Source organism: Bradyrhizobium sp. USDA 4449 (assembly GCF_054056275.1).
In genome coordinates, this window is sequence record NZ_JBSRYD010000001.1 from 4,424,044 (window position 1) to 4,448,990 (window position 24,947).

23 protein-coding genes are annotated in these 24,947 nt (G+C 63.8%); 15 read left to right on the plus strand and 8 right to left on the minus strand.

Features of this window, described 5'->3' with window-relative positions; all coding sequences use genetic code 11:
- Positions 1–125 precede the first annotated feature (125 nt).
- Positions 126–1,556 carry an aldehyde dehydrogenase family protein gene (locus tag ACVIIW_RS20660; protein ID WP_456702401.1) on the plus strand — a complete coding sequence of 477 codons (1,431 nt, stop codon included), beginning with the start codon at positions 126–128 and terminating at the stop codon, positions 1,554–1,556.
- A gap of 187 nt (positions 1,557–1,743) precedes the next feature.
- Here the strand turns inward: ACVIIW_RS20660 and ACVIIW_RS20665 are convergent, their stop codons facing one another.
- Positions 1,744–2,721, minus strand: coding sequence for an SMP-30/gluconolactonase/LRE family protein (locus ACVIIW_RS20665; protein WP_456702402.1), 978 nt, complete (start codon positions 2,719–2,721; stop codon positions 1,744–1,746).
- Positions 2,722–2,810: 89 nt separating this feature from the next.
- Here ACVIIW_RS20665 and ACVIIW_RS20670 point away from each other — a divergent pair, with 89 nt between their 5' ends.
- Positions 2,811–3,635, plus strand: a complete 825-nt coding sequence (locus ACVIIW_RS20670) for an NAD-dependent epimerase/dehydratase family protein (RefSeq protein WP_456702403.1) — start codon at positions 2,811–2,813, stop codon at positions 3,633–3,635.
- A gap of 93 nt (positions 3,636–3,728) precedes the next feature.
- Here the strand turns inward: ACVIIW_RS20670 and ACVIIW_RS20675 are convergent, their stop codons facing one another.
- The gene (locus ACVIIW_RS20675; protein WP_456702404.1) at positions 3,729–4,673 is read right to left on the minus strand and encodes a hypothetical protein; all 945 of its coding nucleotides are present in this window, start codon (positions 4,671–4,673) and stop codon (positions 3,729–3,731) included.
- Positions 4,674–4,932: 259 nt separating this feature from the next.
- Between ACVIIW_RS20675 and ACVIIW_RS20680 the strand changes: the two genes are divergently transcribed.
- Positions 4,933–5,346, plus strand: a complete 414-nt coding sequence (locus ACVIIW_RS20680) for a hypothetical protein (protein ID WP_456702405.1) — start codon at positions 4,933–4,935, stop codon at positions 5,344–5,346.
- 60 nt (positions 5,347–5,406) lie between these two features.
- On the opposite strand, the gene ACVIIW_RS20685 is transcribed toward ACVIIW_RS20680, so the two are convergent.
- The 3 genes from ACVIIW_RS20685 to ACVIIW_RS20695 form a co-directional block, all read right to left on the minus strand.
- Positions 5,407–5,970, minus strand: a complete 564-nt coding sequence (locus ACVIIW_RS20685) for a hypothetical protein (RefSeq protein ID WP_456702406.1) — start codon at positions 5,968–5,970, stop codon at positions 5,407–5,409.
- Positions 5,971–6,017: 47 nt separating this feature from the next.
- Positions 6,018–6,977 (minus strand): TAXI family TRAP transporter solute-binding subunit, encoded by a 960-nt coding sequence (locus ACVIIW_RS20690; RefSeq protein WP_456702407.1) that lies wholly within the window; start codon positions 6,975–6,977, stop codon positions 6,018–6,020.
- A 476-nt stretch (positions 6,978–7,453) separates the two neighbouring features.
- Entirely contained in the window at positions 7,454–8,134 is a 681-nt protein-coding gene (locus ACVIIW_RS20695) for a GntR family transcriptional regulator (RefSeq protein WP_456702408.1), read from the minus strand.
- 174 nt (positions 8,135–8,308) lie between these two features.
- Between ACVIIW_RS20695 and ACVIIW_RS20700 the strand changes: the two genes are divergently transcribed.
- From ACVIIW_RS20700 to ACVIIW_RS20715, 4 genes are all read left to right on the plus strand, one after another.
- Positions 8,309–10,039, plus strand: a complete 1,731-nt coding sequence (locus ACVIIW_RS20700; protein ID WP_456702409.1) for an IlvD/Edd family dehydratase — start codon at positions 8,309–8,311, stop codon at positions 10,037–10,039.
- A 61-nt stretch (positions 10,040–10,100) separates the two neighbouring features.
- Positions 10,101–11,096, plus strand: coding sequence for a TRAP transporter substrate-binding protein (locus ACVIIW_RS20705; RefSeq protein ID WP_456702410.1), 996 nt, complete (start codon positions 10,101–10,103; stop codon positions 11,094–11,096).
- 178 nt (positions 11,097–11,274) lie between these two features.
- Positions 11,275–11,853: a TRAP transporter small permease gene (locus ACVIIW_RS20710; protein ID WP_456702411.1), complete on the plus strand. Its 579-nt coding sequence runs from the start codon at positions 11,275–11,277 to the stop codon at positions 11,851–11,853.
- On the plus strand, positions 11,850–13,190 hold the full coding sequence (locus ACVIIW_RS20715; protein WP_456702412.1) for a TRAP transporter large permease: 1,341 nt from the start codon (positions 11,850–11,852) through the stop codon (positions 13,188–13,190). Before ACVIIW_RS20710 ends, ACVIIW_RS20715 begins: the two co-directional genes overlap by 4 nt.
- Positions 13,191–13,193: 3 nt before the next feature.
- Here ACVIIW_RS20715 and ACVIIW_RS20720 read toward each other — a convergent pair whose 3' ends face one another.
- Positions 13,194–13,988: an enoyl-CoA hydratase/isomerase family protein gene (locus ACVIIW_RS20720; RefSeq protein ID WP_456702413.1), complete on the minus strand. Its 795-nt coding sequence runs from the start codon at positions 13,986–13,988 to the stop codon at positions 13,194–13,196.
- A gap of 218 nt (positions 13,989–14,206) precedes the next feature.
- Between ACVIIW_RS20720 and ACVIIW_RS20725 the strand changes: the two genes are divergently transcribed.
- Positions 14,207–15,427 (plus strand): NAD(P)/FAD-dependent oxidoreductase, encoded by a 1,221-nt coding sequence (locus ACVIIW_RS20725; protein WP_456702414.1) that lies wholly within the window; start codon positions 14,207–14,209, stop codon positions 15,425–15,427.
- Between the two features lie 102 nt (positions 15,428–15,529).
- Here the strand turns inward: ACVIIW_RS20725 and rbsK are convergent, their stop codons facing one another.
- Both rbsK and ACVIIW_RS20735 read right to left on the minus strand, forming a co-directional pair.
- Positions 15,530–16,435, minus strand: a complete 906-nt coding sequence (rbsK, locus tag ACVIIW_RS20730; RefSeq protein WP_456702415.1) for a ribokinase — start codon at positions 16,433–16,435, stop codon at positions 15,530–15,532.
- Between the two features lie 20 nt (positions 16,436–16,455).
- A complete protein-coding gene (locus ACVIIW_RS20735) occupies positions 16,456–17,349 on the minus strand; it encodes a sugar kinase (RefSeq protein ID WP_092227688.1) in 894 nt (297 codons plus the stop codon).
- 208 nt (positions 17,350–17,557) lie between these two features.
- On the opposite strand from ACVIIW_RS20735, the gene ACVIIW_RS20740 reads away from it, so the two are divergent.
- From ACVIIW_RS20740 to ACVIIW_RS20770, 7 genes are all read left to right on the plus strand, one after another.
- The gene (locus ACVIIW_RS20740; protein ID WP_456702416.1) at positions 17,558–18,406 is read left to right on the plus strand and encodes a VOC family protein; all 849 of its coding nucleotides are present in this window, start codon (positions 17,558–17,560) and stop codon (positions 18,404–18,406) included.
- Positions 18,407–18,612: 206 nt separating this feature from the next.
- Entirely contained in the window at positions 18,613–19,272 is a 660-nt protein-coding gene (locus tag ACVIIW_RS20745; protein ID WP_456705214.1) for a TetR/AcrR family transcriptional regulator, read from the plus strand.
- Positions 19,273–19,477: 205 nt separating this feature from the next.
- Positions 19,478–20,287, plus strand: a complete 810-nt coding sequence (locus ACVIIW_RS20750) for an ABC transporter permease (protein WP_456702417.1) — start codon at positions 19,478–19,480, stop codon at positions 20,285–20,287.
- Between the two features lie 45 nt (positions 20,288–20,332).
- On the plus strand, positions 20,333–21,325 hold the full coding sequence (locus tag ACVIIW_RS20755; RefSeq protein WP_456702418.1) for an ABC transporter substrate-binding protein: 993 nt from the start codon (positions 20,333–20,335) through the stop codon (positions 21,323–21,325).
- Positions 21,322–22,167 carry an ABC transporter ATP-binding protein gene (locus tag ACVIIW_RS20760; RefSeq protein ID WP_456702419.1) on the plus strand — a complete coding sequence of 282 codons (846 nt, stop codon included), beginning with the start codon at positions 21,322–21,324 and terminating at the stop codon, positions 22,165–22,167. Before ACVIIW_RS20755 ends, ACVIIW_RS20760 begins: the two co-directional genes overlap by 4 nt.
- Before the next feature lie 217 nt (positions 22,168–22,384).
- The gene (locus tag ACVIIW_RS20765; RefSeq protein ID WP_456702420.1) at positions 22,385–23,782 is read left to right on the plus strand and encodes a hypothetical protein; all 1,398 of its coding nucleotides are present in this window, start codon (positions 22,385–22,387) and stop codon (positions 23,780–23,782) included.
- Entirely contained in the window at positions 23,779–24,930 is a 1,152-nt protein-coding gene (locus ACVIIW_RS20770; protein ID WP_456702421.1) for a Gfo/Idh/MocA family protein, read from the plus strand. The genes ACVIIW_RS20765 and ACVIIW_RS20770 overlap by 4 nt, the downstream gene beginning before the upstream one ends.
- Positions 24,931–24,947 lie beyond the last annotated feature (17 nt).

Below are 24,947 nucleotides of genomic sequence, written 5' to 3' on the forward strand. Positions count from 1 at the left end.
CGCCATCGGCTGACATAGCCTTCCTCCGCCGCAACGCTGGCCCTGCATATGGCGGGTTCAATTGCTGGCGCTTTCGTGCAAGGATGCCTGCCGAAACGCCCCAAGCCCCCAAAAAGAGGTTAACGATGGTCAATCGCATGCAATTCTATATCGACGGCGCCTGGGTCGATCCCGCCGTCAAGAAGTCGACTCCGGTCGTCAATCCGGCGACCGAAGAGGCAATGTACGACGTTGCGCTCGGCTCCAAGGCCGACGTGGACAAGGCGGTTGCTGCGGCCAAGCGCGCCTTTGCGACCTTCTCCCAGACCAGCCGTGAGGAGCGCGTCGCGCTGCTCTCAAAGATCATCGAAGTCTACAAGGGCCGCCTCAAGGAGATCGGCGCCGCCGTCTCCGACGAGATGGGCGCGCCGCTGCCGATGGCGGAGAAGCTCCAGGCCGGCGCTGGTTTGGGCCATCTCATGACCACGCTCGACGTGCTCAAGAACTATCATTTCGAGGAACCCATCGGTACCGCCATGGTGCTGCGCGAGCCGATCGGCGTCGTCGGCATGATCACGCCATGGAACTGGCCGCTGAACCAGATCGCCTGCAAGGTCGCGCCCGCGCTCGCCGCCGGCTGCACCATGATCCTGAAGCCCAGCGAGTTCACGCCGACCTCGGCTTTGATTTTTGCGGAAATCCTCCATGAAGCCGGCGTGCCGAAGGGCGTGTTCAACCTCGTCAACGGCCTCGGCCCCGAGGTCGGCGCCGCCATGAGCGAGCACCCCGACATCGACATGATTTCCTTCACCGGCTCGACCCGCGCGGGCATCGATGTTGCGAAGCGCGCGGCGCCCACCGTGAAGCGTGTCAGCCAGGAGCTCGGCGGCAAGTCGCCGAACATCATCCTCGAAGGCGCCGACCTCACGAAGGCGGTGACCGGCGGCGTGATGCACATGTTCAACAACTCCGGTCAGTCCTGCAACGCGCCCTCGCGCATGATCGTGCCGCTGTCGAAGATGAAGGAAGTCGCCGCGATCGCGAAGGCTGTCGCCGACAAGACCAAGGCGGGCGATCCGCGCGCCGAAGGCACCACCATCGGCCCTGTCGTCAACCGCGGCCAGTGGGACAAGATCCAGGCGCTGATCAAGAAGGGCATCGACGAGGGCGCAACGCTCGTCGCCGGCGGCCCGGGCCTGCCCGAAGGCGTCAACAAGGGCTTCTATGTCCGCCCGACCATCTTCGCCGACGTCACCTCCGAGATGACGATTGCGCGCGAAGAGATCTTCGGACCGGTGCTGACCATCCTCGGTGCCAAGGACGAAGCCGAGGCCGTGCACATCGCCAACGACACGCCGTATGGTCTCGCCGGCTATGTCTCCGGTGCTTCGGTCGAGGACGCCAAGCGCGTCGGCCGCCAGATCCGCGCCGGCAACGTCAACCTCCAGGGCGTGCCGAACGATCGCACCGCGCCGTTCGGCGGCTACAAGCAGTCGGGCAACGGCCGCGAGTGGGGCAAGTACGGCCTCGAGGACTTCCTCGAAGTAAAGGCCGTCGCCGGCTTCAACGCGGCGTAAGTTTTCGCGGCTGAACGACGCGACGCCGGAGCGGGAGACTGCTCCGGCGTTTTTTATTGCAGTCCTTCGTAGTTCGTAGGGTGGATCAGCCGAAGGCGTAATCGACCGCTTCTCTCGCCGGCGATGCAGGCGTTGATGGGTTACGCCTTCGGCTAACCCACCCTCCAGAGCATCGCCTGCGGCGCGCCTATCCCCCCACGGCGCCCTGCGTATTCACATACAACGCGTAGATCGACTGGCTCGCCGCCATGAATAGGCGGTTGCGCTTAACGCCGCCGAAGCAGAGATTGGCGCAGCGCTCGGGCAGCGCGATGCGGCCGATCATGACGCCATCGGGCGCGAACACGACGACGCCGTCGAGCTCGGGATCGCCCATGCCCCAGCCGCACCAGAGATTGCCGTCGACGTCGCAGCGCATGCCGTCCGGCGTGCCCGGCCCTGCATCGATGTGAACGCGCTTGTTGGAGATCGTGGTCCCATCAGCCGCGACGTCATAAGCGAGGATTTTTCGGTTCGGCACGCCGCGCGATTCGACGACGTAAAGAATCGTCTCGTCGGGCGAGAAGCACAGCCCGTTCGGTCCGAGCACGCCCTCCGCGACGATGCTCGCCTTGCGGGTCACGGGATCGAGCCGGTAGACGTTCGGCTCGATCTCGCTCTCCGCCTTGTAGCCCTCGTAATTGCCGAGCAGGCCGAAGGTGGGATCGGTGAACCAGATCGAGCCGTCCGATTTAACAACGACATCGTTCGGCGAGTTCAGACGCTTGCCGTTGAATTGATCCATCAGCACGGTGATCTCGCCGTCATATTCGGTGCGGGTGACGCGACGGCCGCCGTGCTCGCAAGTGACCAGCCGGCCCTGGCGATCCCTGGTGTTGCCATTGGCGAAATTGGAAGGCTTTCGAAAGTTCGAGACCGCGCCGGTCTCTTCTTCCCATTTGATGATGCGCTGGTTCGGAATGTCGCTGCAGAGCAGATATCGTCCGTCGCCGAACCAGACCGGGCCCTCGGCCCAGCGCAGGCCGCTCGCCAGCCGCTCCACCGCCGAAAGCTTCAACCAGTATTTTTCGAAGCGGGGGTCGAGCGCTTTTATGGCGGGATCAGGGTAATAGGTCGCCGGCTGCCAGACTGGCCGCTCCTGGGTGTGGGACGATGTCCCATTCATGTCGGTTCTCTCGTTTCGTTCCCTCTGGACAATCCTGCTATCATTAGGGACACGTGACCGCAAATCGGTCGCCAAAGACGAGGAAAAACATGTCGCGCATCTTGATGACGGGAGCTTCGGGCGGGATCGGAACGCGCCTGCGCAAATTGCTGCCGCCGATCTATCCGGACCTCCTGCTTAGCGACATCCGTCCGCCCAAGGATCTCGGGCCGAACGAGCAGTTCAAGGCGGCGGACCTGGCAGACCTCGCGCAGTGCGAAGCGATCTGCGAAGGCATCGACGGCATCCTCCATTTCGGCGGCTATTCGGTCGAAGGCCCATGGAAGGACATTCTCCAGGCCAACATCATCGGCGGCTACAATCTGTTCGAGGCCGCGTATCGCAAGGGCGTCAAGCGCGTGGTATTCGCCTCGTCCAACCACACGGTCGGCTTCTATCCGCGTCACCGCAGGATCGACACCGACGTCACCGTGCGCCCCGACGGCCGCTACGGCGTCAGCAAGGTGTTCGGCGAAGCCGTCGGCTCGCTCTATGCCGACAAGCACGGGCTGAAGGTCACCTGCATCCGCATCGGCAATTGCGACGAGCGGCCGCTCGACCACCGCCGCATCTCGATGTGGCTGATGCCGGAAGATCTGGTGCAGCTCTGCCGGATCGGCCTCGAACATCCCGACATTCATTTCGAGATATTCTATGGCGTGTCGCTGAACGAGCGCGCCTGGTGGGACAACCACCGCGCCTACGAATTCGGCTATCGCCCCATCGGCCGCTCCGAGGATCACGTGGCGCACGCCATGGCCGAGCAGGCCAAGCTGGAGCCCGATCTGGTCGGCGACCATTTCCAGGGCGGCGCGTTCTGCAGCAACGAGTTCGACGGCGATGTGGGCCGGATCATCGATTGGAACAAGCGGTAGCGTTCGACGTGTTGAGGGAGCGCCTGCTCGCCAGCAGGCGTGGGGCTCGCGGGGACTCCCGCTCACCCGGAATGCCCGCGAGCGCTATCGACATCAACCGGCGGCGACATCGCGACTCATCTTCTGCAATCGCGTGAAAGCTGCCCACGCCTCGGGATAGTCGCCGTCCTTTGGATCGATCATGAGCAGCGCGCGGCAGGCCTCGTTGACGTCTTCCGCCGAAGGACGCATCGAGACGTCGGTCGACGCCTCCGCCTGCTTCCAGCGGTCCTCCACGTCTCTCGCGAGCTTCAGCGCTTCGGACGGAGTTCGTTTCCGGGTTGGCTTTGCAAGCGGGTGATCCGCACGGAATTTGGGCCACGCGGTGGGAGGCTGCTCGGCCTGCCATTCACTCTCGTTGGGAATCTCATGCGTGTTGGCAACCTCACGCGTGGCACGCGGATTTGGTTGCTGCCTGTTGGCCGCATCGGGCGGAACCGTCCGGCCGGCCAATTCGCGAACCTGCTGTTCCATCGTCCCCCCGGACGACGATCCGCCCGTCGAAGGCGCGGACGTCGTCAGCGCGGGCGCAACCGAGGTCAGCGCTTCAGGGGCGACTTTCTGGACGGCCGTTGCGACCGACGTCAGGCCGGGCGATACGGCCGGTCGCTGCTTGGCCTTGTCCTCTCCGGCGGGGCAGGGCCTGTATCCCGATTGATACTGCGTGATCCGTCCGTCGTCATCGATGCGCGCAAAATCGGCGGCCACGGTGTAGACGAAAGCGGCGCTGACCGAGTGTCCGGACTTGTTCTTCGCGCTGACGGTGCCGCAGACATACCGCGCCGCGTCGGCGTCGACTGAACGCAATGTGCCGAATTGAGCCGAGTCCGGATTGATCAGCGCATGTCGGACCGCCGCTCGGGCCCGCTTATGTTCCGTGGAGAACCTGCTGATCAGAACGTCTGCGTTGATGAAGTCGGGCTGGTAGTACAACCCGTATTCGACGGCGAAAAATGCTCCGCCGAAGGCGGCTGCGATCAGGAAACCGGGTACATTCATGTCAATGTTCCGGGTAATGGAACCCGGCATGGTTGTTATTTGTGACCGAAACGATTTACGGTGGCGGGTTCTAACGAGCGGTTAAGCGGCGGGCGACTGCGACAAATCGCCCGACCGCTCGCGTTGAGAGGATTGGTGAAAGTTGGAGGCGCGACTGCTCGCCAGCGAGCCTGTGGTTCGCCGTCATTGATCCAGATCAACTCACGCTCGACGTCGTCTGGCTCTCGATTCGAGCGGCTCGGAATTGAGAATCACGCCAATGAAAATCAAATTGTCAGTCGTCATAACGCTCGCGGCGCTCGTATCAGGATCGTCGCAGGCCGCAACACTCAGCGACGCAGAGGCGACGTTCCTCGACCAGCTCGTCACCGCATCCGCCGTGCTCGAGCAGCGATGCGTCGGCTACGAGGCCGATGGCGCGGGCGGTGTTCAACTCGGCGCGCGGCTGCTCGGCACCCCCAATGCGGCGATGGCGATGATCGACGCCTATTCGGCGGCCATCACAGCCCGCAATGGCGAGAGCTATGATCCCGGCAAGTTTCGCCCCGAGGTTTCCGACGCGGCCGGAAAAACATTCAGCCGCGTCCGCACGGACTTGATCAGGAATCCGGAAAGGGCCTGCGCCGATTATGGCAGTGCCAGTGTCGATCGTGGTCTGCTGAGGCGGTACTGATGCGCCTCGCAGGATCGGTGAAGCGAAGGGAAGCCATCGCGCTTCGTTCTTGACCAGTCGTCATTGCGCAACGCGCGCTTCCTGCTTCTTGGTCACATGCCAGAGCACCACATGATAATGTGGCACATCCACACCGGGGTGACCCGGGTTGAAGTAGAAGCTGACGTGGTCGACGGGCCACGCGGACCCCGCCGCCTCCAACGACTTGTGATCGTCGATGTCCTTGATCGGAACCATGTACACGGTCGCGACCGGTCGATCCCTCCGGTCGAAGCACAGGAACGGACCCAGCGGCAAAGTGTCGGGCTTGACGAAGATGATGCCCAGACCCGGAAAGAACTTCGGGAAGTTCACGAGATCGCTGACCCGCTTGTATCCGTTTTTCTCCGCGACCGCCCGCTGATTTGGCGGCGGACGAACGACTTCATGCTTTCTGTGCGCCTTGCGGCCTCGATGAGGAGCTGTCCTGGTCTGCTCGACATTGTCGGCCGGTGCCGCGGTGGCCGGTGGGAGCTGCTGCGGCGCCGATGGCCAGAAGGGAGCAAACTGGGCGGCGGGACGCCTCACGTCGGCGATCAAGGCGAGTAATGCGATAAGGGTCGCGCTCACGATCGATTTGCGCATCGACATCTCCCGAGCTTTGTCTGCCCAAGTTTGCTCAAGAAGTTTGCTCACTTGGCCGGATTGCGTTCTCTCCAGCGCAGGAAGTCCCGGAACAATTCTTCGCGGTCGGGCGGATTGGCAGTTGGCTTTTCCTCGAGGAACCGGCCGAACGCCTTGCGAAGCGCGGCCTCGCCTCCCGATTGTTGCCGGAGCCAGCGCTCCGCCGCTCGAAATCGTTGCCATCCGGGGAGCTGCGCGGCCAGGTTCACCTCGCGCCATTTGGGATGATGCGCTCCGCCGAGAAATTCGGGAAAGCGCGTGAAGAATGTCTGGACGAACAAATCCAGCAACCGATATCGCTCGCTGCCGATCGGCCAGTTGTAGGCGAAGAGAGCGGATTTAACCGCGATCGTGTCGACGCTGGCTTCGGCCGCGACGATATTCGGGTAATCCTGATGGCGAAGCGTCGATGGCAGGTATTCTTGTTGCAGCAGCTCTTTGGAGTAGGGGATGGGCAGGAGGCGAATACCATCGAGCTGCGAGACCTGCGTCAGCAAGCTCACGGGCTTTCCCGAGACCAACAGAGCGGCGGCGAGATCTCCCTTCCTCAGACCATCCAGCGCGGCCTCCGGCCCCAGGTTCGACTCGCTGATCTTGACGCCCAGACGGTTGAACACGTCGCGGCCGAGAATGGCGCTGGCACTGCCGTCCTCCCCGAGATTGACCCTCTTGCCCGCCAGCTCTGTCAGGCTTCCAATCTCCGGCCGCGCGAGAAGATGGAACTCTTCGATATGGAGCGGGGCAATGTAGGTCAGCCTTTCGGAGATATCTCCGAAGGTCCTTGCCTCCCGGAGCCGGTCAACGAGGGCGACGGGCGCGATCGCCACGTCTGCACCAGGGAGCGTGAGCACATCAAGGACGTTGCGAATACCGCCGTTTCCCACGATGGGCAGAACCCGCAGGGCGACCTCGCCATGAGGGCCTGTCTCTTGGCCGGCGGCGAGCGTGGTTGCAATGTCCTGGGCCATCGCGAATTCGGTGCATTGCGGAGAGCCGGTTACGAATCCCACCGTGAATGGGTCCGCAGATCGTCTCGTTTCCTTCCTGAGGAGGGCTTCCTTTCTCGGAGACACCTTCGTGGATTCGCTCCGAGCAGCGGAGGGCCGATTTTGCGCGAGGGAATCCTGGACCTGTCCGCCGAGCCAGGCCGCTGCAACCAGTGCGATGAACAAACCGGCCCGCATCGCTCCGCAGACCCTCATTGTTCAAGCTGCTCGGTCGGACTCCCCAGGACGTGACATGGTCGGCGAAACGGCCACCTGCCGCGTCCGAAGCAAGACCGAGGGCTAAGGTTTCGCCTTCCAACGCGCCCGGAGCAGCGGCGTTCCGTGAGGACGGCTACCGCAGGAGGTTTGCCGACAAGCCCGATCGTCAGGTCGCGCTCGCGCCGCAGGTGCGCGCTTCCTGTCCCCTGCAAACGAGGATAGGCGAAGGGAGGGCCGCGCTAGCTCTCGTCGCCCGCAATCCGCGCCAGGTAATCCTTCTTGCTGAACTGCATGTGGTCCACGCTCAGCTGCGCCAATGCCCAGCTATCGCGGCCTTTCAACAGCTCGATCATCAACTCGTGCTGGCGGCGCGACTGCGCGAGCCCGTCGCGATCGGCGAGGTTTTTGGCGCGCATCGGCAGCGTCAGGTTCATGTAGTCCTGCAGCGAGCGCACCAGATAAGGATTGCCGCAGGCGGAAAACAGCGCGAGGTGGAAGGCGTCGTTGGCTTCGTGGATGCCGCGCAAGTCCCTCACGTCAGCCTTGGCGCAATACTCGCGCTGCAAGGAGGTCAGTTCGTCGATCAGGCTTTGCGGCGCGGGCAGGGGAATCATGAGCGCGGCCTGCCGCGTCAGCATCTCCCTGACTTCGTAGATCTGCCGGACCTCTTCGGCGGAATAGAACCGCACGGTGGCGCCCACATTCTTTCCGCGGCGGACGATGCCGCGCCGCTCCGCATCCACCAGCGCCTGGCGCACGAAGTGGCGCGAGGTGCCGTAGCGCGACATCAACGCGTCTTCGGTCAGGCGCGCGCCCGGCGGCATGCGGCCGAAGATGATGTCGTCCTCCAGCCGCGCGACGACGTCATCAGGATCGTCGCGCCTGACAGGCATGGCGTCTGCGCTGCGAATGTCGGACATGCCCTCGGCCTCCGGCGTCTGCCGGTCCGCGATGTGGAGCAGGGAAGGGACAGATTGTCAATAATCCGACTGTTTAGCGGTGCGACAGTCCAGAAAGAAGCAGGATAGACGCCTGTCTTATTGACAATCAGGGGGCAGGCTGTAGCACAATGGCAAGCGAGAAGGAGTGGCATGATGACGGGTGGCTTGCGCAAGGGTCTGACGAGCTATGGCGATGCCGGCTTCTCGCTGTTCCTGCGCAAGGCGTTCATCAAGGCGATGGGCTATTCCGACGACGCGCTGGAGCGGCCGATCGTCGGCATCACCAACACCTATAGCGACTACAATCCCTGCCACGGCAACGTCCCCCAGATCATCGAGGCCGCCAAGCGCGGCGTGATGCTCTCCGGTGCGATGCCATTCGTATTCCCCACCATTTCCATCGCCGAGAGCTTTGCGCATCCGACTTCGATGTATCTGCGCAATCTGATGGCGATGGACACCGAGGAGATGATCCGGGCCCAGCCGATGGATGCGGTGATCGTGATCGGCGGCTGCGACAAGACGCTGCCGGCGCAGGTGATGGCCGCGATCAGCGCCGATTTGCCGACGGTGGTCATTCCCGTCGGGCCCATGGTGGTCGGCCATCACAAGGGGGAGGTGCTCGGCGCCTGCACCGATTGCCGCCGTCTCTGGGCCAAATATCGCGCCGGTGAAATGGACGATGCCGAGATCGAGGCGGTCAACGGCCGTCTCGCGCCGTCGGTCGGCACCTGCATGGTGATGGGCACGGCGTCCACCATGGCCTGCATGATCGAAGCCATGGGCCTGTCGCTGCCGATGAGTGCGACCATTCCGGCGCCGCATGCGGAACGTTTCCGTCTGGCGGAAGCCAGCGGCAAGGTCGCGGCGGAGATGGCCAAGGCGAAGGGGCCGAAGCCGAGTGAGGTGCTGACGCCGGCGTCGTTCAGGAATGCGCAGGTCGTGCTGCAGGCGATCGGCGGCTCGACCAACGGCCTGATCCATCTGACCGCGATGGCGCATCGCTCGCCGCACCGGCTCGATCTCGAAGTCTTCGACCAGATCGGCCGTGAAGTGCCTGTTCTGGTCGATCTCAAGCCGTCGGGCGAACATTACATGGAGCATTTCCACCACGCCGGCGGCGTGCCGAAATTGCTGGCACAGCTCGGCGATCTCGTCGATCTCGATGCGAAGACCATCAGCGGCCAGACGCTGCGCGACGTCGTCGCAAATGCAGAAGACGTGCCCGGCCAGGACGCGATCCGCTCGCGCGACAATCCGATCAAGAAGGAGGGCGGCCTTGCCGTCCTGCACGGCAACCTCGCGCCGCGTGGCGCTGTCATCAAGCAATCGGCTGCGAGCCCTAAACTGTTGCAGCACACGGGACGCGCGGTGGTGTTCGAATCCGTCGAGGACATGACCTTGCGGGTCGACGATCCCGATCTCGACGTCACCCCCGACGATGTGCTGGTGCTGCGCAATGCTGGCCCCAAGGGCGCGCCTGGCATGCCCGAGGCGGGCTATCTGCCGATTCCGAAGAAGCTCGCGCGCGGCGGCACCAAGGACATGGTGCGCATTTCGGATGCGCGCATGAGCGGCACCGCGTTCGGCACCATCGTGCTGCACATCACCCCGGAAGCCGCCGTCGGCGGGCCGCTGGCGCTGGTGCAGAACGGCGACCGGATCAGCCTCGATGTGGCCAAGCGCAGGATCGAGCTTTTGGTCGATGCGGCCGAGCTGGAGCGGCGGCGTGTCGCCTTGAAGCCGACTGCCGTGCCCGATGAAGCGCGGCGAGGCTATGCCTGGCTGTTCAACGAGACCATCATGCAGGCCGATGAGGGCTGCGACTTCGACTTCATGCAGAGGACTGGGAAGAAGACCGAGCAGAGAACTGAAAAGGGCTGATCAACACCAACGAGCGCCGAGACCGCTGAACGCGGCTGGCGATAAAACATAGGGGGAGACGATGATTGCACGATCCATGCGTGCATTGGTGGCAGGCGCCGCCATGCTGTTCGTCACGGGCGCGGGGGCGCAGGAGGTGAAGCATTATCGCTTCGCCTATGACCAGCCCCGCAACACCGGCTATTCCATCGCCGGCGACCTCTTTGCCGACAAGCTCAAGGAATTGAGCAAAGGCACCATGATCATCGACCAGTATCCCGGCGCGCAGCTCGGGCAGGAGCCGCAGGTGCTCCAGCTCGTCAAGTCCGGCGACGTCGAATTCTCCATCGTCTCCTCGGCGAACACCGCGACGATCTCGCCGCAGGCGGGCGTCATGTCGCTGCATTATCTGTTCCGCGACGAGAACCATGTGATCAAGGGCCTCGCCGATCCAAAAGTGTTCGAAGCGCTCAGGGCCATGATCGAGGAGACCACGCAGGGCCTGCATCTCATCGGCACGGGCTCCCAGGGCGTCCGCCACATGTACTCCAAGAAGGAGATTCACAATGTCGCAGACATCAAGGGTCTGAAGGTCCGCGTACAGGCAACCGCCACCGAAGACACCATGTTCCCGGCCTATGGCGCCCAGACCGTGCACATGCCGTTCGGCAGCGTCTATACGAGCTTGCAGACCGGCGTGGTCGATGTCGCCGAGAACAGCATCAACGTCTACCTCGTCAACAAGCACTACGAGGTCGCGCCGGTGCTTAATATCACCGAGCACGAGGCCAACAACGCACTGGTGTTCGTCTCCGACAAGCTCTGGCAGAGCCTCTCGGCCGAGCAGAAGGGCTGGGTGCTCGCGGCCGCGAACGAGATCAGCACCAAGGAGCCCGGGAAGGCATTCGATCTCGAGCGCGCCGCGGCGGAGAAGCTGAAGAAGATGGGCGTCAAGATCGTCGACAACGTCGACAAGAAGAGCTTTGCGGCGATCGCCGATCCCTATCTCGACAAGCTCGCCAAGGACCTCGGCCCGCACGCCGAGAAGATCAAGGATCTGATCCGGTCGATTAACTAGAGCGATTCCGAAAGACGGTGCGCTCCCTCTCCCGCTTGCGGGAGAGGGTAGGGGAGAGGGTTTCTCCGCAGAGGGATTTCCAGCGAGGAGAAAGCCCCTCGCCCGGATCGCATTCGATGCGATCCGACCTCTCCCGAAAGCGGGAGAGGTGCAGCCAACCCTAACCGGGACGACAACAATGCCCATCGCCGACAAGCTCGTCCTGCAACGCCAACGTCATCTCAAATGGCGCTGGCTCGACTGGCTCGAGCTCGCGCTGATGATCCTCTGCGGCGTGCTGTGCTTCGGCTTCTCGCTCTCGGTCACGGCCGACATCGTCACCCGCACCATCGGTCATCCCTGGCTGTGGCTGCAGGAGGTCACCTCGACGCTGTTCATCTATGCGATCTTCCTCGGCATGGCGGCTGCGACCCGGCGCAACGATCATCTCTATCTCACCGCGATCTCCGAGGCGATGCACGGCACGCCCAGGATCATCGTCGAAATCATCATCCGCCTCATCGTGCTCGGCGTCGCCGTCTGCCTCGTCTGGTACGGCTACCAGAACTATCTTCGCGGCTTCGGCAGTTTCCGCCTGCCGTCGGGCACGCCGATCGCCTCGCTCTACGCCATCATTCCGCTGTCCGGCATCCTGGTCGGCCTCTTCACCATCGAGCAGCTCGTCAACGGTCTGCGCAACGGCTTCGACCATCCCGAGCCGCCGGACCAGGATGCGCCGCCGGACGTGACCGAGGCGCAGGCGAGGACGCAGCCGTGAGCGCACCTGTTGTCCTCGCGATCATGTCGATCTGCTTCCTGTCATTCGGCTATCTCGGCGTGCCCGTGCCGTTCTCGCTGATGGCCGGCGTGTTCGTCGGTGCGTTCCTGTCCGACGTTTCGCTCGCCGCCATCATCCAGAAGATATTCGATGGCGTCGATTCCGAGGCGCTGCTGGCGATCCCGTTCTTCCTGCTGGTCGGCGAGCTCATGAGCTCGGCCAATGTGGTGGTGCGAATAGCCAATCTCTCGGTGTCGCTGGTCGGCCATATCAGGGGCGGGCTGTCGCAGGTCGTGGTCGTCTTCAGTATGTTTTTCTCGGAGATGTCGGGCTCGACCACGGCCGATGTCGCCGTGATGAGCCGCGCGCTCGGCGGGCCGATGAAGCGCGAGGGCTACGAGCCGGCGTTCATTGCCGCGATCATCGCGTCGGCCTCGACCATCGCCGCGCTGGTGCCGCCGAGCATCACCGCTGTCGTCTACGGCGCCGTCGGCAACGTCTCGATCGCCGGCCTGTTCATGGCCGGCGTCGTGCCGGGCCTGATGATCGGCTTCGGATTGATGATCTATTGCTATTTCTTCGGCCCCTCGGGCCTGCGCAAGCCGCGTGCGCCGCTGCGGCAGGTGGTGTTCGCCGCGGGCGATGCGGCGCTGCCGCTGATGATCCCCGTCATCCTGCTGGGGGGCATCCTGACCGGCTGGTTCACGCCGACCGAAGCCGGCGTCGTCGCGGTGGTCTGGATCATCCTGGTCGTGATCCCCGCGCTCAACCGCGGGCATTTCAGGAAGATCCCCTACGATTTCTGCCTCGCCGGGCTGATTTTCTCGCTACCGCTGATCACGATCGGTGCCGCCAACGCCTTCGGCTGGATGCTCGCCTATTTGCGCGGCGCCAGCTACATCGCAGACATGATCACCTCGATCGCAGGGCACGATCCGCATCTGATCATGCTGCTGATGGTGCTGCTGTTCACCGTGGTCGGCGATTTCATCGAGCCGGTGCCGACCATCATCATCTTCATGCCGCTGGTCAACACGCTGACGGAAGCGGGCGACATCAATGGCGTGCACATGGGCGTTGTGCTGATCGCCACGCTCGCCTTCGGCCTGATCACGCCGCCTTACGGCCTGGTGCTGTTGATGGCGTCGAAATTCGTCGGCATCAGCTTTGCCAAGGCGCTCCGCGCGGCGCTGCCGATCTATGTCGTGTTCTTCGCCACCATCGCGTTCGTGATCTACTTCCCGAGCGTGGTGCTGTGGCTGCCGCAGAAGGTTCTCCCCGAATCGGTCGGCTGCTTCAAGTCGCCGGCGGGGACCGGCTACATCTGTCCGCAATAGACGTCACTTGCTCTTGCTCGTGAACTTCTTCACGGCGACGCGGAACTCTTCCGTGTTCATCGCCATGATGATCTTGTGCTCCTCGGCATCGAGCTGCTGCCTGACTGGCGTCGTCGCTGCCGCATAGACCAGCGACTTGGTGCCGGATATGGCCGCGGGCGGGTTCTGTGCCAGCCGTTCGGCGAGTTTTCGCGTGGCCTCCTTCAACTCGGTCGCGGGAACGGTCTGGGCGACGAGGCCCCATTCATAGGCCTGCTGCGCTGTAAAATTGTCCTCGGCGAGGAAGATCTGTAGCGCGCGGCGCGAACCGACCGTGCCGACGATTCCGACCGTCGAGCCGCCATCGGGCGATACGCCGATCTTGGCGTAAGCCGGCGTGAACTTGGCGTCATCGGCGGCAATGCAGAGATCGGTGACGAAGGCGAGGCCCATGCCGGCGCCGGCGGCCGAGCCGTGCACGCTCGACAGCGAGATCTTGGGCATACGCTTGATGATCTCGATGAACGAATGATAATGCTTGAGCAACTCGCCGACGACAGCCGTCACATTGTTGGCCTCGGCCGCTGCGCCGATCGTCTGCAGATCGCCGCCGGCCGAAAAGGCGCGGCCTTCGCCTTCGAGCACCACGACGCGGACAGCATCATCGCCCTCGATATAAGCCGCGAGCTGTTCGAGCTTCTGCGCAATTGCAAGATTGACCGAGTTGAACGCGGCGGGACGGTTGAGCGTGATGGTCGCGATCGGGCCGTCGATCCGTAGCAGCGCGGGATCGTCGGGCTTTGAGACGGGAGCTGGCATGTGAATATCCCCGGCATGAGGTTCGTTTTGCGACTAAATCTCAGAAGGCGAGGGGTGACAATCCCCGCGTGCCACCCTTGCGCGGAGCGGAATCATAGGCTCAAATGGGGCGCCTTCGTTGGACGGACACGAGCGCCGGCTCCTCCTGGGCTAGCCAAGCCAGTATGAGAGAGGAGACGACATGGGTACGCTCGTGTCTTGCAGAAAAGGCCTGTCCGATGACTGATGGTCCGGTGGTCATTGTCGGTGCCGGCCATGGTGGCTACCAGGTCGCGGCATCCCTGCGGCAGGCGGGCTTTTCGGAGCCCATCCGCCTGGTCAACGACGAGGCGCATCTGCCCTATCAGCGGCCGCCGTTGTCGAAGGCCTACATCAAGGGCTCGGCCGGGCCTGATAGCCTGATGTTCCGCCCCGAGAAATTCTATCACGACCAGAAGATTGACCTGATCGCCGGCCGCGCCGTCTCGATCGATCGCGCAGCGCGAAAAGTGCTGCTCGCCTCGGGCGAAACGCTGTCCTACGGTCACCTGATCTTGGCGACCGGCGCGCGGAACCGGCTGCTCGATCTGCCCAACGCCAATCTGCCCGACGTGAAATATCTGCGCATCCTCGATGAGAGCGAGGCGTTGCGCAGCATTATCCCATCGAAGACGCGGGTCGTGGTGATCGGCGCCGGCTTCATCGGCCTCGAATTCGCAGCGACCGCGCGGATCAAAGGCCTCGAGGTCGACGTGCTCGAATTGGCGCCGCGCGTGATGGCGCGCGCGGTGACGGCGGAAGTGTCCGACTATTTCCAGGCGCGGCACCGCGAGGCCGGCATCCGCATTCATCTGGGTGTGCAGGCAACCTCGATCGAAGCCGAGAACGGCAAAGTGACCGGCGTCTCCTTGAGCGATGGACGGCATCTGCCTGCCGACCTCGTCGTAGTCGGCGTCGGCGTGCTGCCGAACATCGAGCTGGCGGCCGAGGCCGGGCTGCCGGTCGCGGCCGGCATCATCGTCGACGAACATCTTGCGACGGCTGATCCCGGCATCTCCGCGATCGGCGATTGCGCCCTGTTTGCCAGCCCGCGCTTCGGCGGATCATTGCGGCTGGAATCGGTGCAGAACGCCACCGATCACGCCCGCTGCCTCGCCGCGCGGCTGACCGGCGACAAGAAACCCTATGACGGGCATCCCTGGTTCTGGAGCGATCAGGGCGACGACAAGCTCCAGATATCAGGCCTCACCACCGGCTACGACCGTGTCGTCCTGCGCGGCGATTCCGCGAAGAAGGCGTTTTCCGTGTTCTGCTATCATGGCGACAGACTGCTCGGCATCGAATCGATCAACCGCGCCGGCGATCACATGTTCGGCCGCCGCTTGCAGGCGATGGATCGCTCCATCACGCCGGAGCAGGCCGCGGACGAAGGCTTCGACCTGAAGAGCGCGCTGGCCTGAGTCTCTTCTGCCTCGCCCAGCTTGCGGGGAGAGGGGCGGGGTGAGGGGGACTCTCCACGGCGACGGTGACGGTTAGACTCGCGGAGACTAGCCCGCTCTGTCTTATAGAACGGCCTTAACTTCCGCGGCCGTCGGCATCGACGGCCCGGCGCCCATGCGCTGCACACTGATCGAGGCGGCGGCATTGGCGAATGCGAGGGCGGCGCGCAAGGCGGCACCCTCGGCCAGCTGTGAGGCGAGCGCCCCGACGAAACAATCGCCGGCGCCTGTGGTGTCGACCGCCTTCACGGCGCGCCCGGGCACGGCAAATCCCTCGCTTCCGGCGAGCGCGAGCACGCCGCGTTTTCCCAGCGTGACGCAGATGGTCTGGTCCGCGCGCGCCTGAAGCTGTCGGGCGACGTCGACGATCCTTGCGGCTTCGTCCTCGTCGGTGAGTTCGCGACCTGCGAGAAAGCCAAGCTCGGTCTCGTTCAGCACGAGGATGTCGACCAGCGCGAGCAGCTCGCCGGACATCTTTTGCGCCGGTGCCGGATTGAGCAGCGTCGTGGCCCCGGCGGCACGCGCCCGCTGGAAGAACGCGGCAATCGTCGGCAGCGGAATCTCGAACTGGCTGACCGCGACATCACCCTTTGCCAGCGGCGCATCCGCGACGTCATCCACACTGACCAGGGCATTGCTGCCGGGAATGACGACGATGGTGTTGTCGGAGGACGCAACCGTGATGATGGCCGTGCCGCTGTGCGTGTCCGCCTCGCGCACACCGCCGAGATCGATGCCCTGGTCGCCCAGGAACGCCCGCAGTTCCGCCCCGAACGCATCCTTGCCCAGCCGCCCGATCAGCGTGGTCTTCACGCCGAGACGCGCCGATGCGACCGCCTGGTTCGCGCCCTTGCCGCCCGGAAAATACAGCACTTGCCGGCCGGCGACGGTCTCGCCCACCTTCGGATGGCGATCGGCGGTCGCCACCACATCCATGTTGATGCTGCCGGCGACGAAGACACGCCCCATGATCCGCCCTTATGAAATCCCTAGACCCTGACTTCGAACTCGTGCCTGACTTTGGCGATGTCGACAAGGGTCGGCAGGCCGGCCTCGTTGCCGAGGCGCTGGATCTTGAACGTCGAGGCTGCCCGGGCAAAGTCGAAATGCTCGCGCCAGCTTTTGCCCGGATGGGCGAGATAGGAATAGACGTAAGCGCCGTGGAAGACGTCGCCGGCCCCGTTGGTATCGATCACGCGCTCCCGCGGAATCGGCATCGCCGGCATCACCTGGACCGTCCCTGTCTCGTCGTACCAGAGCAGGCCCTTCTCACCCATGGTGACGCCGCCGATCTTGCAGCCGCGGCCCTTGAGGTAGTCGAGCATCTTCTCCGGGGTCAGGTCCATCTGCTCGCAGAGACGCTCGGCGACGATGGCGACGTCGATGAATTCCAGGAGCTCATGCGTGTTGGTGCGCAGGCCGCCGCCGTCGAGCGACGTCAGGATACCGGCCTCACGGCAGACTTTTGCGTAGTGGATCGCCGCATCCGGCTGGTGGCCGTCGACATGCAATGCGCGGCAGCCGCCGAGATTGAGCATCGGGAAGGGATGGATGTGCTCGTCGTCGCGGCAGCGCACGATGGCCCGCTTGCCATCCTTGGGCATGATGAAGGATAGCGACGACTGGTTGACCTTCCGCCCGTGCAGCGAGATCGCGTACTTCGCGCACATGTCCTGGAACATGCGCCCCAGCCAGTCATTCGCCGCGGTGGCGATCAGGTCGGGCACGATGCCGAGCTTGGCGCAGCAGAACGCCGCCGTAACAGCGTTGCCGCCGAAAGAGACCGCGTAGTCGGTCGCCACGTGCTTTTCGTCGCCGGTCGGCATGTGGTCGGTGATGAAGACGACGTCGATATAGGTCTGTCCGATAAAGAGAGCCTGCATTGCTTGTCCGTGATGCGCGTGGTGGTCCGGCCGACCAGCTTACTCTAACACCGGTTCCGCTTCTCTGACGCTGAAATTATTCGCAAAACCGCCCCGCAGCGCTTGAGGCCGGCCTATGGCGGGAATACGACCATGGCGGGTCCATGCCAAGCCCGGACAAATGCCGCTTTTCGATCCATGGTTCCAAGTCGATCAAAAAGGGAAAAACATGATCACCGGCCTCGATCACATCGTTGCTCTGGTCAAGGATATCGGTGCGGCCAAGGCGGCCTATCAGACGCTGCTGGGGCGCGCGCCCGCCTGGCAGAACTCCGGCGAGGGCGCCGATCGCGTCCTGTTCACCCTCGAGAACACGACCCTCGAATTGATGGCGCCGAGCGGCTTTACCGCAACCGCTGACCGCATGCGCGCGTTGCTCGCCGACCAGGAAGGCCTGCTCGCCAGCCTGTGCTTTCGCGTCGCCGATATCAACAAGATGCACCGCCGGCTGGACCGGGTGGCGCTGAAGCCGGATGCCGTCGCCGCAGTCGAGAGCCGCGACGATGTATCAGGTGCGGCCCTGCACTGGCAGCGCACGCGGGCCGCAACCGAGCTGACGCGCGGCGTGCGCATGTTCTTCCTCGAGTTGGCCGAGGAGCGTCCGAAGTCGCTCGCTTCGGACGTCGCGCCGATCGAGGGGCTCGATCACGTCGTGATCACCACAGAGGATTCCGATCGTGCCGCCGCGCTCTACGGCGCGCGGCTCGGGCTCGATCTGGCGCTCGACCGCTCCCACCATGACTGGGGCCAGCTGATGTTCTTCCGCTGCGGCGATCTCATCGTCGAGGTGGTGCGCCGCCCGGTCGCGGGCGGGGATGTCGGGCACGATCGTCTCTGGGGCTTGAGCTGGCGCGTCGCCGACATCGACGCCACGCGCGCGCGCCTCCTCGAAGCCGGCCTCGACCTCAGCGATGTGCGCAACGGCCGCAAGCCGGGCACGCGGATCATGACCGTGCGCAATGGCACCTGCGGCATCCAGACCGTGCTGCTGGAGCGCTCGCCGAAACCGGTGGAGTAGGACGCCGCTCTCCGCTCCTCATTGCGAGCGTAGCGAAGCAATCCAGGCTGGCTCCCGGAAAGACTCTGGATCGCTTCGTCGCAAGGGCTTCTCGCAATGACGGCGGGGGCGTGGTACATGCCCTAGCGAAACCACAAAGCGAGCACCGGGTTTTGGCGAAAGCAACGGCAAAGCGAACTCAGAAATGGCAGCGCGACCCCGAGGGGATGCGGCTGCGCATTCTCGAGGCTGCCAAGCAGGAGTTTTCCGCGCACGGGCTCGCCGGTGCCCGCGTCGACCGCATTGCGGCGAATGCCGGCGCCAACAAGCGGATGCTGTACTACCATGTCGGCAACAAGGACGACCTCTACCTCGCGGTGCTGGAAGGCGCCTATGACAAGATCCGCAGCGAGGAGCGGGGACTCGACCTCGAACATCTCGATCCGCCCGAGGCAATCAAGCGGCTGATCGAATTCACCTGGAATTACTTCCTGCGCAATCCCGAATTCCTGTCGCTGCTGCAGACCGAGAACCTCGCGCGCGCAAAGCACCTGAAGCGCTCGACCAGGGTCAAGTCGATGCACTCCCCGTTCGTCGAGATGATCCGCACCGTGGTGAGGCGCGGCGTCGACAGCGGCGATTTCCAGGTCGCGGTCGATCCGGTGCAGCTCTACATCTCGATCGCGGGTCTCTGCTTCTTCTATCTCTCGAACTCGGCGACCTTAAGCGTGATCTTCGGCCGTGACCTGCTCGCCAAGGACGCCAAGGACGAACGTCTCGCGCACATGGTCGGCCTCGTGCTGGCTGCGCTGACCGGGCAGTCGGCCGCGCTGTTCGAGATCGCCAAGGCATCGAAGTCGCGCGCCGCGGTGGTGCAGACGGCGTAGTTTCCCGGCCCGCTTTTCCTCCCTCACTGCGAGTCAGCACCGGCCGAAGGCCGACCCGCGCCAATCCAGTTCCGGGAGACGTCTGTCTCGCCACTTACCGCCCCTCCCGGGAACCGGCACAAAACGTCACAGGGAAAGCTCTGGACAGTATTTATCCAACGGGTTAATTTCTCCCCCGAACAAAGAAGACTTCCGGGAGAGAGGCGTGGCCGAGCTGAAGCCCCAAGGTGCAGTGTCCAAGATGCTGAATGCGGCCTGGGTACGGCCGTTGTTGTTCCTGGTGTTCATCGTCATCGCCTGGGATCTCTCGATCCGGCTGTTCAAGATCCCCGCCTATCAGATCCCGGCGCCGGCCGATGTCCTCGCCGTGCTGCGCGATGATTGGCCGGAATTGCTGCGCCAGTCCTGGCCGACGACTTACGCGACCATCTGGGGCTTCGCGCTTTCCGCGCTGTTCGGCATTCCCGTGGCGATGCTGATCGCGGGCTCGAAGACGGTGGAGAGCTATATCTATCCGCTGCTGGTGTTCTCCCAGTCCGTGCCGAAGATCGCGATCGCGCCGCTGTTCGTGGTCTGGTTCGGCTTTGGCATCCTGCCGAAGGTCATCTCGGCCTTTCTGCTCGGCTTCTTTCCCGTCGTGGTCTCCGCCGTGCAGGGTTTCAAGTCGGTCGATCCTGACATGGTCGATCTCGCCCGCGCCATGCAGGGCAGCCGCTTCCAGGTGTTTTGCGCGGTGAACCTGCCGCATGCGCTCCCGGCGATCTTCTCCGGGCTCAAGGTCTCGGTGACGCTCGCCGTGGTCGGCGCCGTGGTCGGCGAGTTCGTCGGCTCCAATTCCGGCATCGGCTATGTGATGCAGCGCTCGATCGGCACGTTCGACCTGCCGACGATGTTCGCAGCGCTCGTCATCCTCGCGCTGCTCGGCGTCATCCTGTTCTGGGTCGTCGACAGCGTCGAGAAGCTGGTGATTCCCTGGCATGTCAGCCAGCGCGAGGACGTGATTTTCGCATCGTAAGGAGAACGGCCACCAATGGCCGAAACAACGACAGGGAGAGTGACGATGAAGCGGTGGATTGGGGCTGCATCCGTGGCGCTGATGGCGTTTGCAGTTTCGCCGGCCCAGGCGGGCGACAAGGTCGTGCTGATGCTCAACTGGTACGTCTATGGCGAGCACGCGCCGTTCTATTACGGCAAGGCCAAGGGCATTTATGCCGCCGAAGGCATCGACCTCGATATCCAGGAGGGCCGTGGCTCGGCCGCGACCACGCAGGCCGTCGCCGCCAAGACCGCCGATTTCGGCTATGTCGACGTTCCCACCATGATGCGTGCCGCGATCAAGGGCGCGCCGGTGATTGCGACCGGCGTGCTGCTCCAGACCTCGCCGATGTCCGTCATGGGATTCGTCGACAAGAACATCCGAAAGCCCGAAGACATCAAGGGCAAGGCGGTCGCGATCACGCCGGCCGATTCCATGACGCAGATCTGGCCGCTGTTCCTGAAGAAGACCGGCCTCAAGGAAAGCGATTTCAAGACCGTTGCCGGCGACGGCCAGACCAAGCTCAACGCCGTGATCAACGGCCAGGCCGATCTCTTGCTCGGCTACGTCATGGACCAGTCGATGAAGATCAAAGACGCCACCGGCAAGGACGTCTATCCGATCAAGTTCGCCGACTACGGCATCAACATGGTCTCCTCGGGCATCATCGCCAACACCGACTACGTGAAGGCCCATGCCGATCTCGTCCGCCGTTTCATGTCGGCGACGACAAAGGCGGTCGAAGCTGCCGAGAAGGAGCCGAAGGCGGCCGCGCAGTCGATCCTCGATGCCAACCCCAAGGGCGGCAAGATCGACACGCTGACCCAAGGCTTTGAGCTGACCATTCCGCTGTACCGGACGCCTGAGACCAAGGACAAGCGGCCGTTCCAGGTCACCGACCAGAACATGACGGACTCGGTCAACCTGATGGTCGAATATGGCGGGCTCGACGCCAAGGCCAAGGAGAACCCGAAGGCCTTCTACACCAACGATTTCCTGCCGAAGAGTGGCACGTGAAACCTGCGACTGTATCGCGTGACGACGTGCAGCCCGCCGCGCATCTGAGACTGGTGAGCGATCGGGCCGGCGATGCGTCGGGCATAACACTGTCTGGCGTGTCGAAAACCTACCGGACGCGCGACGGCGACGTGCCGTCGCTGCGGCCGCTCGACTTCCACATCAATGACGGCGAGTTCTTCGTCGTGGTCGGTCCATCAGGCTGCGGCAAGTCCACGCTGCTCAAGCTGATCTCCGGACTGCTGCCGCCGACATCAGGCGAGGTGCTGGTCGAGGGCGAGAACGTAACGAAGCCGCACGGCAATGTCGGTATCGTCTTCCAGAACGCGCTGCTGCTGCCCTGGCGCAACATCCTGTCCAACGTGATGCTGCCGATCGACATGAAGCGCCTCGCCCGCGACGAATATCTGCCGCGCGCCAAGGCGCTGTTGAAGATGGTCGGGCTGGAAGGGTTCGAGAGGAAGCTGCCCTGGCAGCTTTCCGGCGGCATGCAGCAGCGGGCCTCGATCTGCCGTGCGCTGGTGCACGATCCCAGGATCATGCTGATGGACGAGCCGTTCGGCGCGCTCGACGCACTGACGCGCGAGCGCATGAATGTCGAGCTGATGCGGATCCAGCGCGAGACCGGGAAGACCGTGCTCTTGATCACGCATTCGATTCCCGAAGCCGTGTTCCTCGCCGACCGTGTGCTTGTCATGACCGAGCGGCCCGGTGCAATCGCCGCGATCTACGACGTGCCGCTGCCGCGTCCGCGCTCGCTCGACGTGATGGCCGACCCTGTGTTTACGGAACTCGTGCAACGCATCCGCAAGCACTTCTTCTCGCAAGGTGCATTGGATTAGGCCTGGTGAGACTTCCGATCTTAACCGCGCGAAAGGTGCGCTCCCTCCCCCGCCTGCGGGGGAGGGCTGGGGAGAGGCTGCCTCTGCAACGGGATAATCCCCAAGAGGAGAGTACCCCCACCCGGCGCTGCGCGCCGACCTCTCCTGCGAGCAGGAGAGGCAAGTCGCCCCCGGCTACACCGATCTTGTCGAAATTACCTCGCGTTGCTGTAACACCATGTCCCCGCGCCTGAAGCTGCGTGACATCACCTTCTTCGAACGTGCCGTGCAGTTCGCGCGGCCGTTCCGCTTCGGCGCGATCACGATGAACGCGACGCCGCAGTTGTTCGTGCGGGTCGAGATCGAGGTCGACGGCAGAGGAGCCTCGGCCGGCGCCAGCGCAGAACTGCTGGTGCCGAAATGGTTCGACAAGCGGCCGGAACTGTCGCCGGCGCAGACCGTCGACGGCTTGCGCCGATCGCTGGAGATCGCGCGTGGGCTTTACCTGGCGCAGACGGGATTCCTGACGGCGTTCGATCTGCACGCCGAATGCATTGGCGCGCAGGTCGCGGCCTGTGCCAAGAACAACATCCCGCCCCTCGCGGCGGCCTTTGGTCCTGCGGAAATCGACAAGGCGATCCTTGATGCGCTGCTTCGGGCTGCGGAGACCAATTTCTTCGACGGAATGGCCGGCAATATCGCCGGCATCGATGTGCGGCTCTCGCCCGACCTGAAGGACGCGGATCTCACGACATTTCTCTCCGGCCGCAAGCCGCTGCCGCGCGTTGCGATCAGGCATACCGTCGGTCTCGATGATGCCATCGAAGGCGAGGGCGGCGTCGCCGACGCAGACGTGAACGCCGGTGCGAATTACTTCAAGCTGAAGCTGTCGGGCAATCCCGCCGGCGATGCGGCGCGGCTGGCGCGGATCGGCAAAGAGCTCGATAGGCTTGGTCGCCACTGCAAGGTGTCGCTCGATGCCAATGAGCAATATGCGGACCTTGCCGCACTGAAGGCGCTGATCAACCAGCTCGATCGCGAACCCGCATTGCGGTCGATCGCGTCGCGATTGCTCTATGTCGAGCAACCGATGCCGCGAGACACCACCAGGCAAGCGCCGCTCGGCTCGCTCGCCGCGCGCCGATTCATCATCGACGAGGCCGACGATTCCTACGATGCCTTTCCCGCGGCGCGCGCGCTTGGCTATCGCGGCATCTCCTCGAAATCCTGCAAGGGGCTCTACAAGTCCATCGTCAACGCGACGCGTGCAGCGAAATGGAGCGCGAGCGGAGAGAAATTCTTCGTCACCGGCGAGGACCTGACCTGCCAGGCCGGCCTTGCCGTGCAGCAAGATCTCGCGCTCGGCACCTTTATCGGCATCACCCATGCCGAGCGCAATGGTCATCACTATGTCGACGGCTTCGGCGAGGCGCCGGCCGCCGAAGCCGCGGCCTTCGCAGCCGCGCATCCCGATCTCTACGCCGATGCCGGGCAGGGCATCCGCCTCAGCATTCACAACGGCGATCTCCTGACGGGGTCGCTTCACTGCGTGGGCTTTGCGACCTCGGTCCATCCGGACTGGTCGGCGCTCCGCCCGCTCGAACGGCCAAGATCACTTCAGGAGTATCCGGCATGACCACCCAACGCCTCGGCCTCATCATGAACGGCGTCACCGGACGCATGGGGCTCAACCAGCATCTGGTCCGCTCGATCGTTGCGATCCGCGACCAGGGCGGCGTCCGCCTGAAGAACGGCGATCGCATTATGCCCGATCCGATCCTGGTCGGCCGCAGCGCGGAGAAGCTCGAGGCGCTCGCCAGGCGCTACAACATCACGCGCTGGACCACGGACCTCGACGCGGCGCTTGCCGACAAGAACGACACCATGTTCTTCGACGCCGCGACCACCCAGGCGCGGCCCGGCCTGCTGACCCAGGCCATCAATGCCGGCAAGCACGTCTATTGCGAGAAGCCGATCGCGACGAACTTCGAGGAAGCTCTGGAAGTCGTCAAGCTCGCCAATGCCAAGGGCGTCAGGCACGGCACCGTGCAGGACAAGCTGTTCCTGCCTGGTCTGAAGAAGATCGCCTTCCTGCGCGACAGCGGCTTCTTCGGCCGCATTCTCTCGGTGCGGGGCGAGTTCGGCTATTGGGTGTTCGAAGGGGGCTGGCAGGAGGCGCAGCGGCCGTCCTGGAACTACCGCAGCGAGGACGGTGGCGGCATCATTCTGGACATGGTCTGCCACTGGCGCTACGTGCTCGACAATCTCTTCGGCAACGTCCAGAGCGTGGTCTGCATCGGCAACACCGACATTCCCGAGCGCTTCGACGAGCAGGCCAAGGCGTACAAGGCGACCGCAGATGATTCCGCCTACGCGACGTTCCAGCTCGAGGGCGGTGTCATCGCTCACATCAACATGTCCTGGGTCACGCGCGTCTATCGCGACGACCTCGTCACCTTCCAGGTTGACGGCACTCACGGCTCGGCCGTCGCGGGCCTTACCGACTGCATGATCCAGGCGCGGCAGGCGACCCCGAGGCCGGTCTGGAATCCCGACGAGAAGCGGCTGCACGATTTCTACGGCGACTGGCAGAAGCTGCCTGATAACGTCATCTACGACAACGGCTTCAAAGAGCAGTGGGAAATGTTCATCCGCCACGTCTACGAGGATGCGCCCTACAAGTTCACGCTGCTCGAAGGAGCCAAGGGCGTGCAACTCGCCGAATGCGCGCTGAAGAGCTGGAAGGAGCGGCGCTGGATCGACGTCGCCCCGATCAAGGCCTGATATTCCGATGCCAGTAA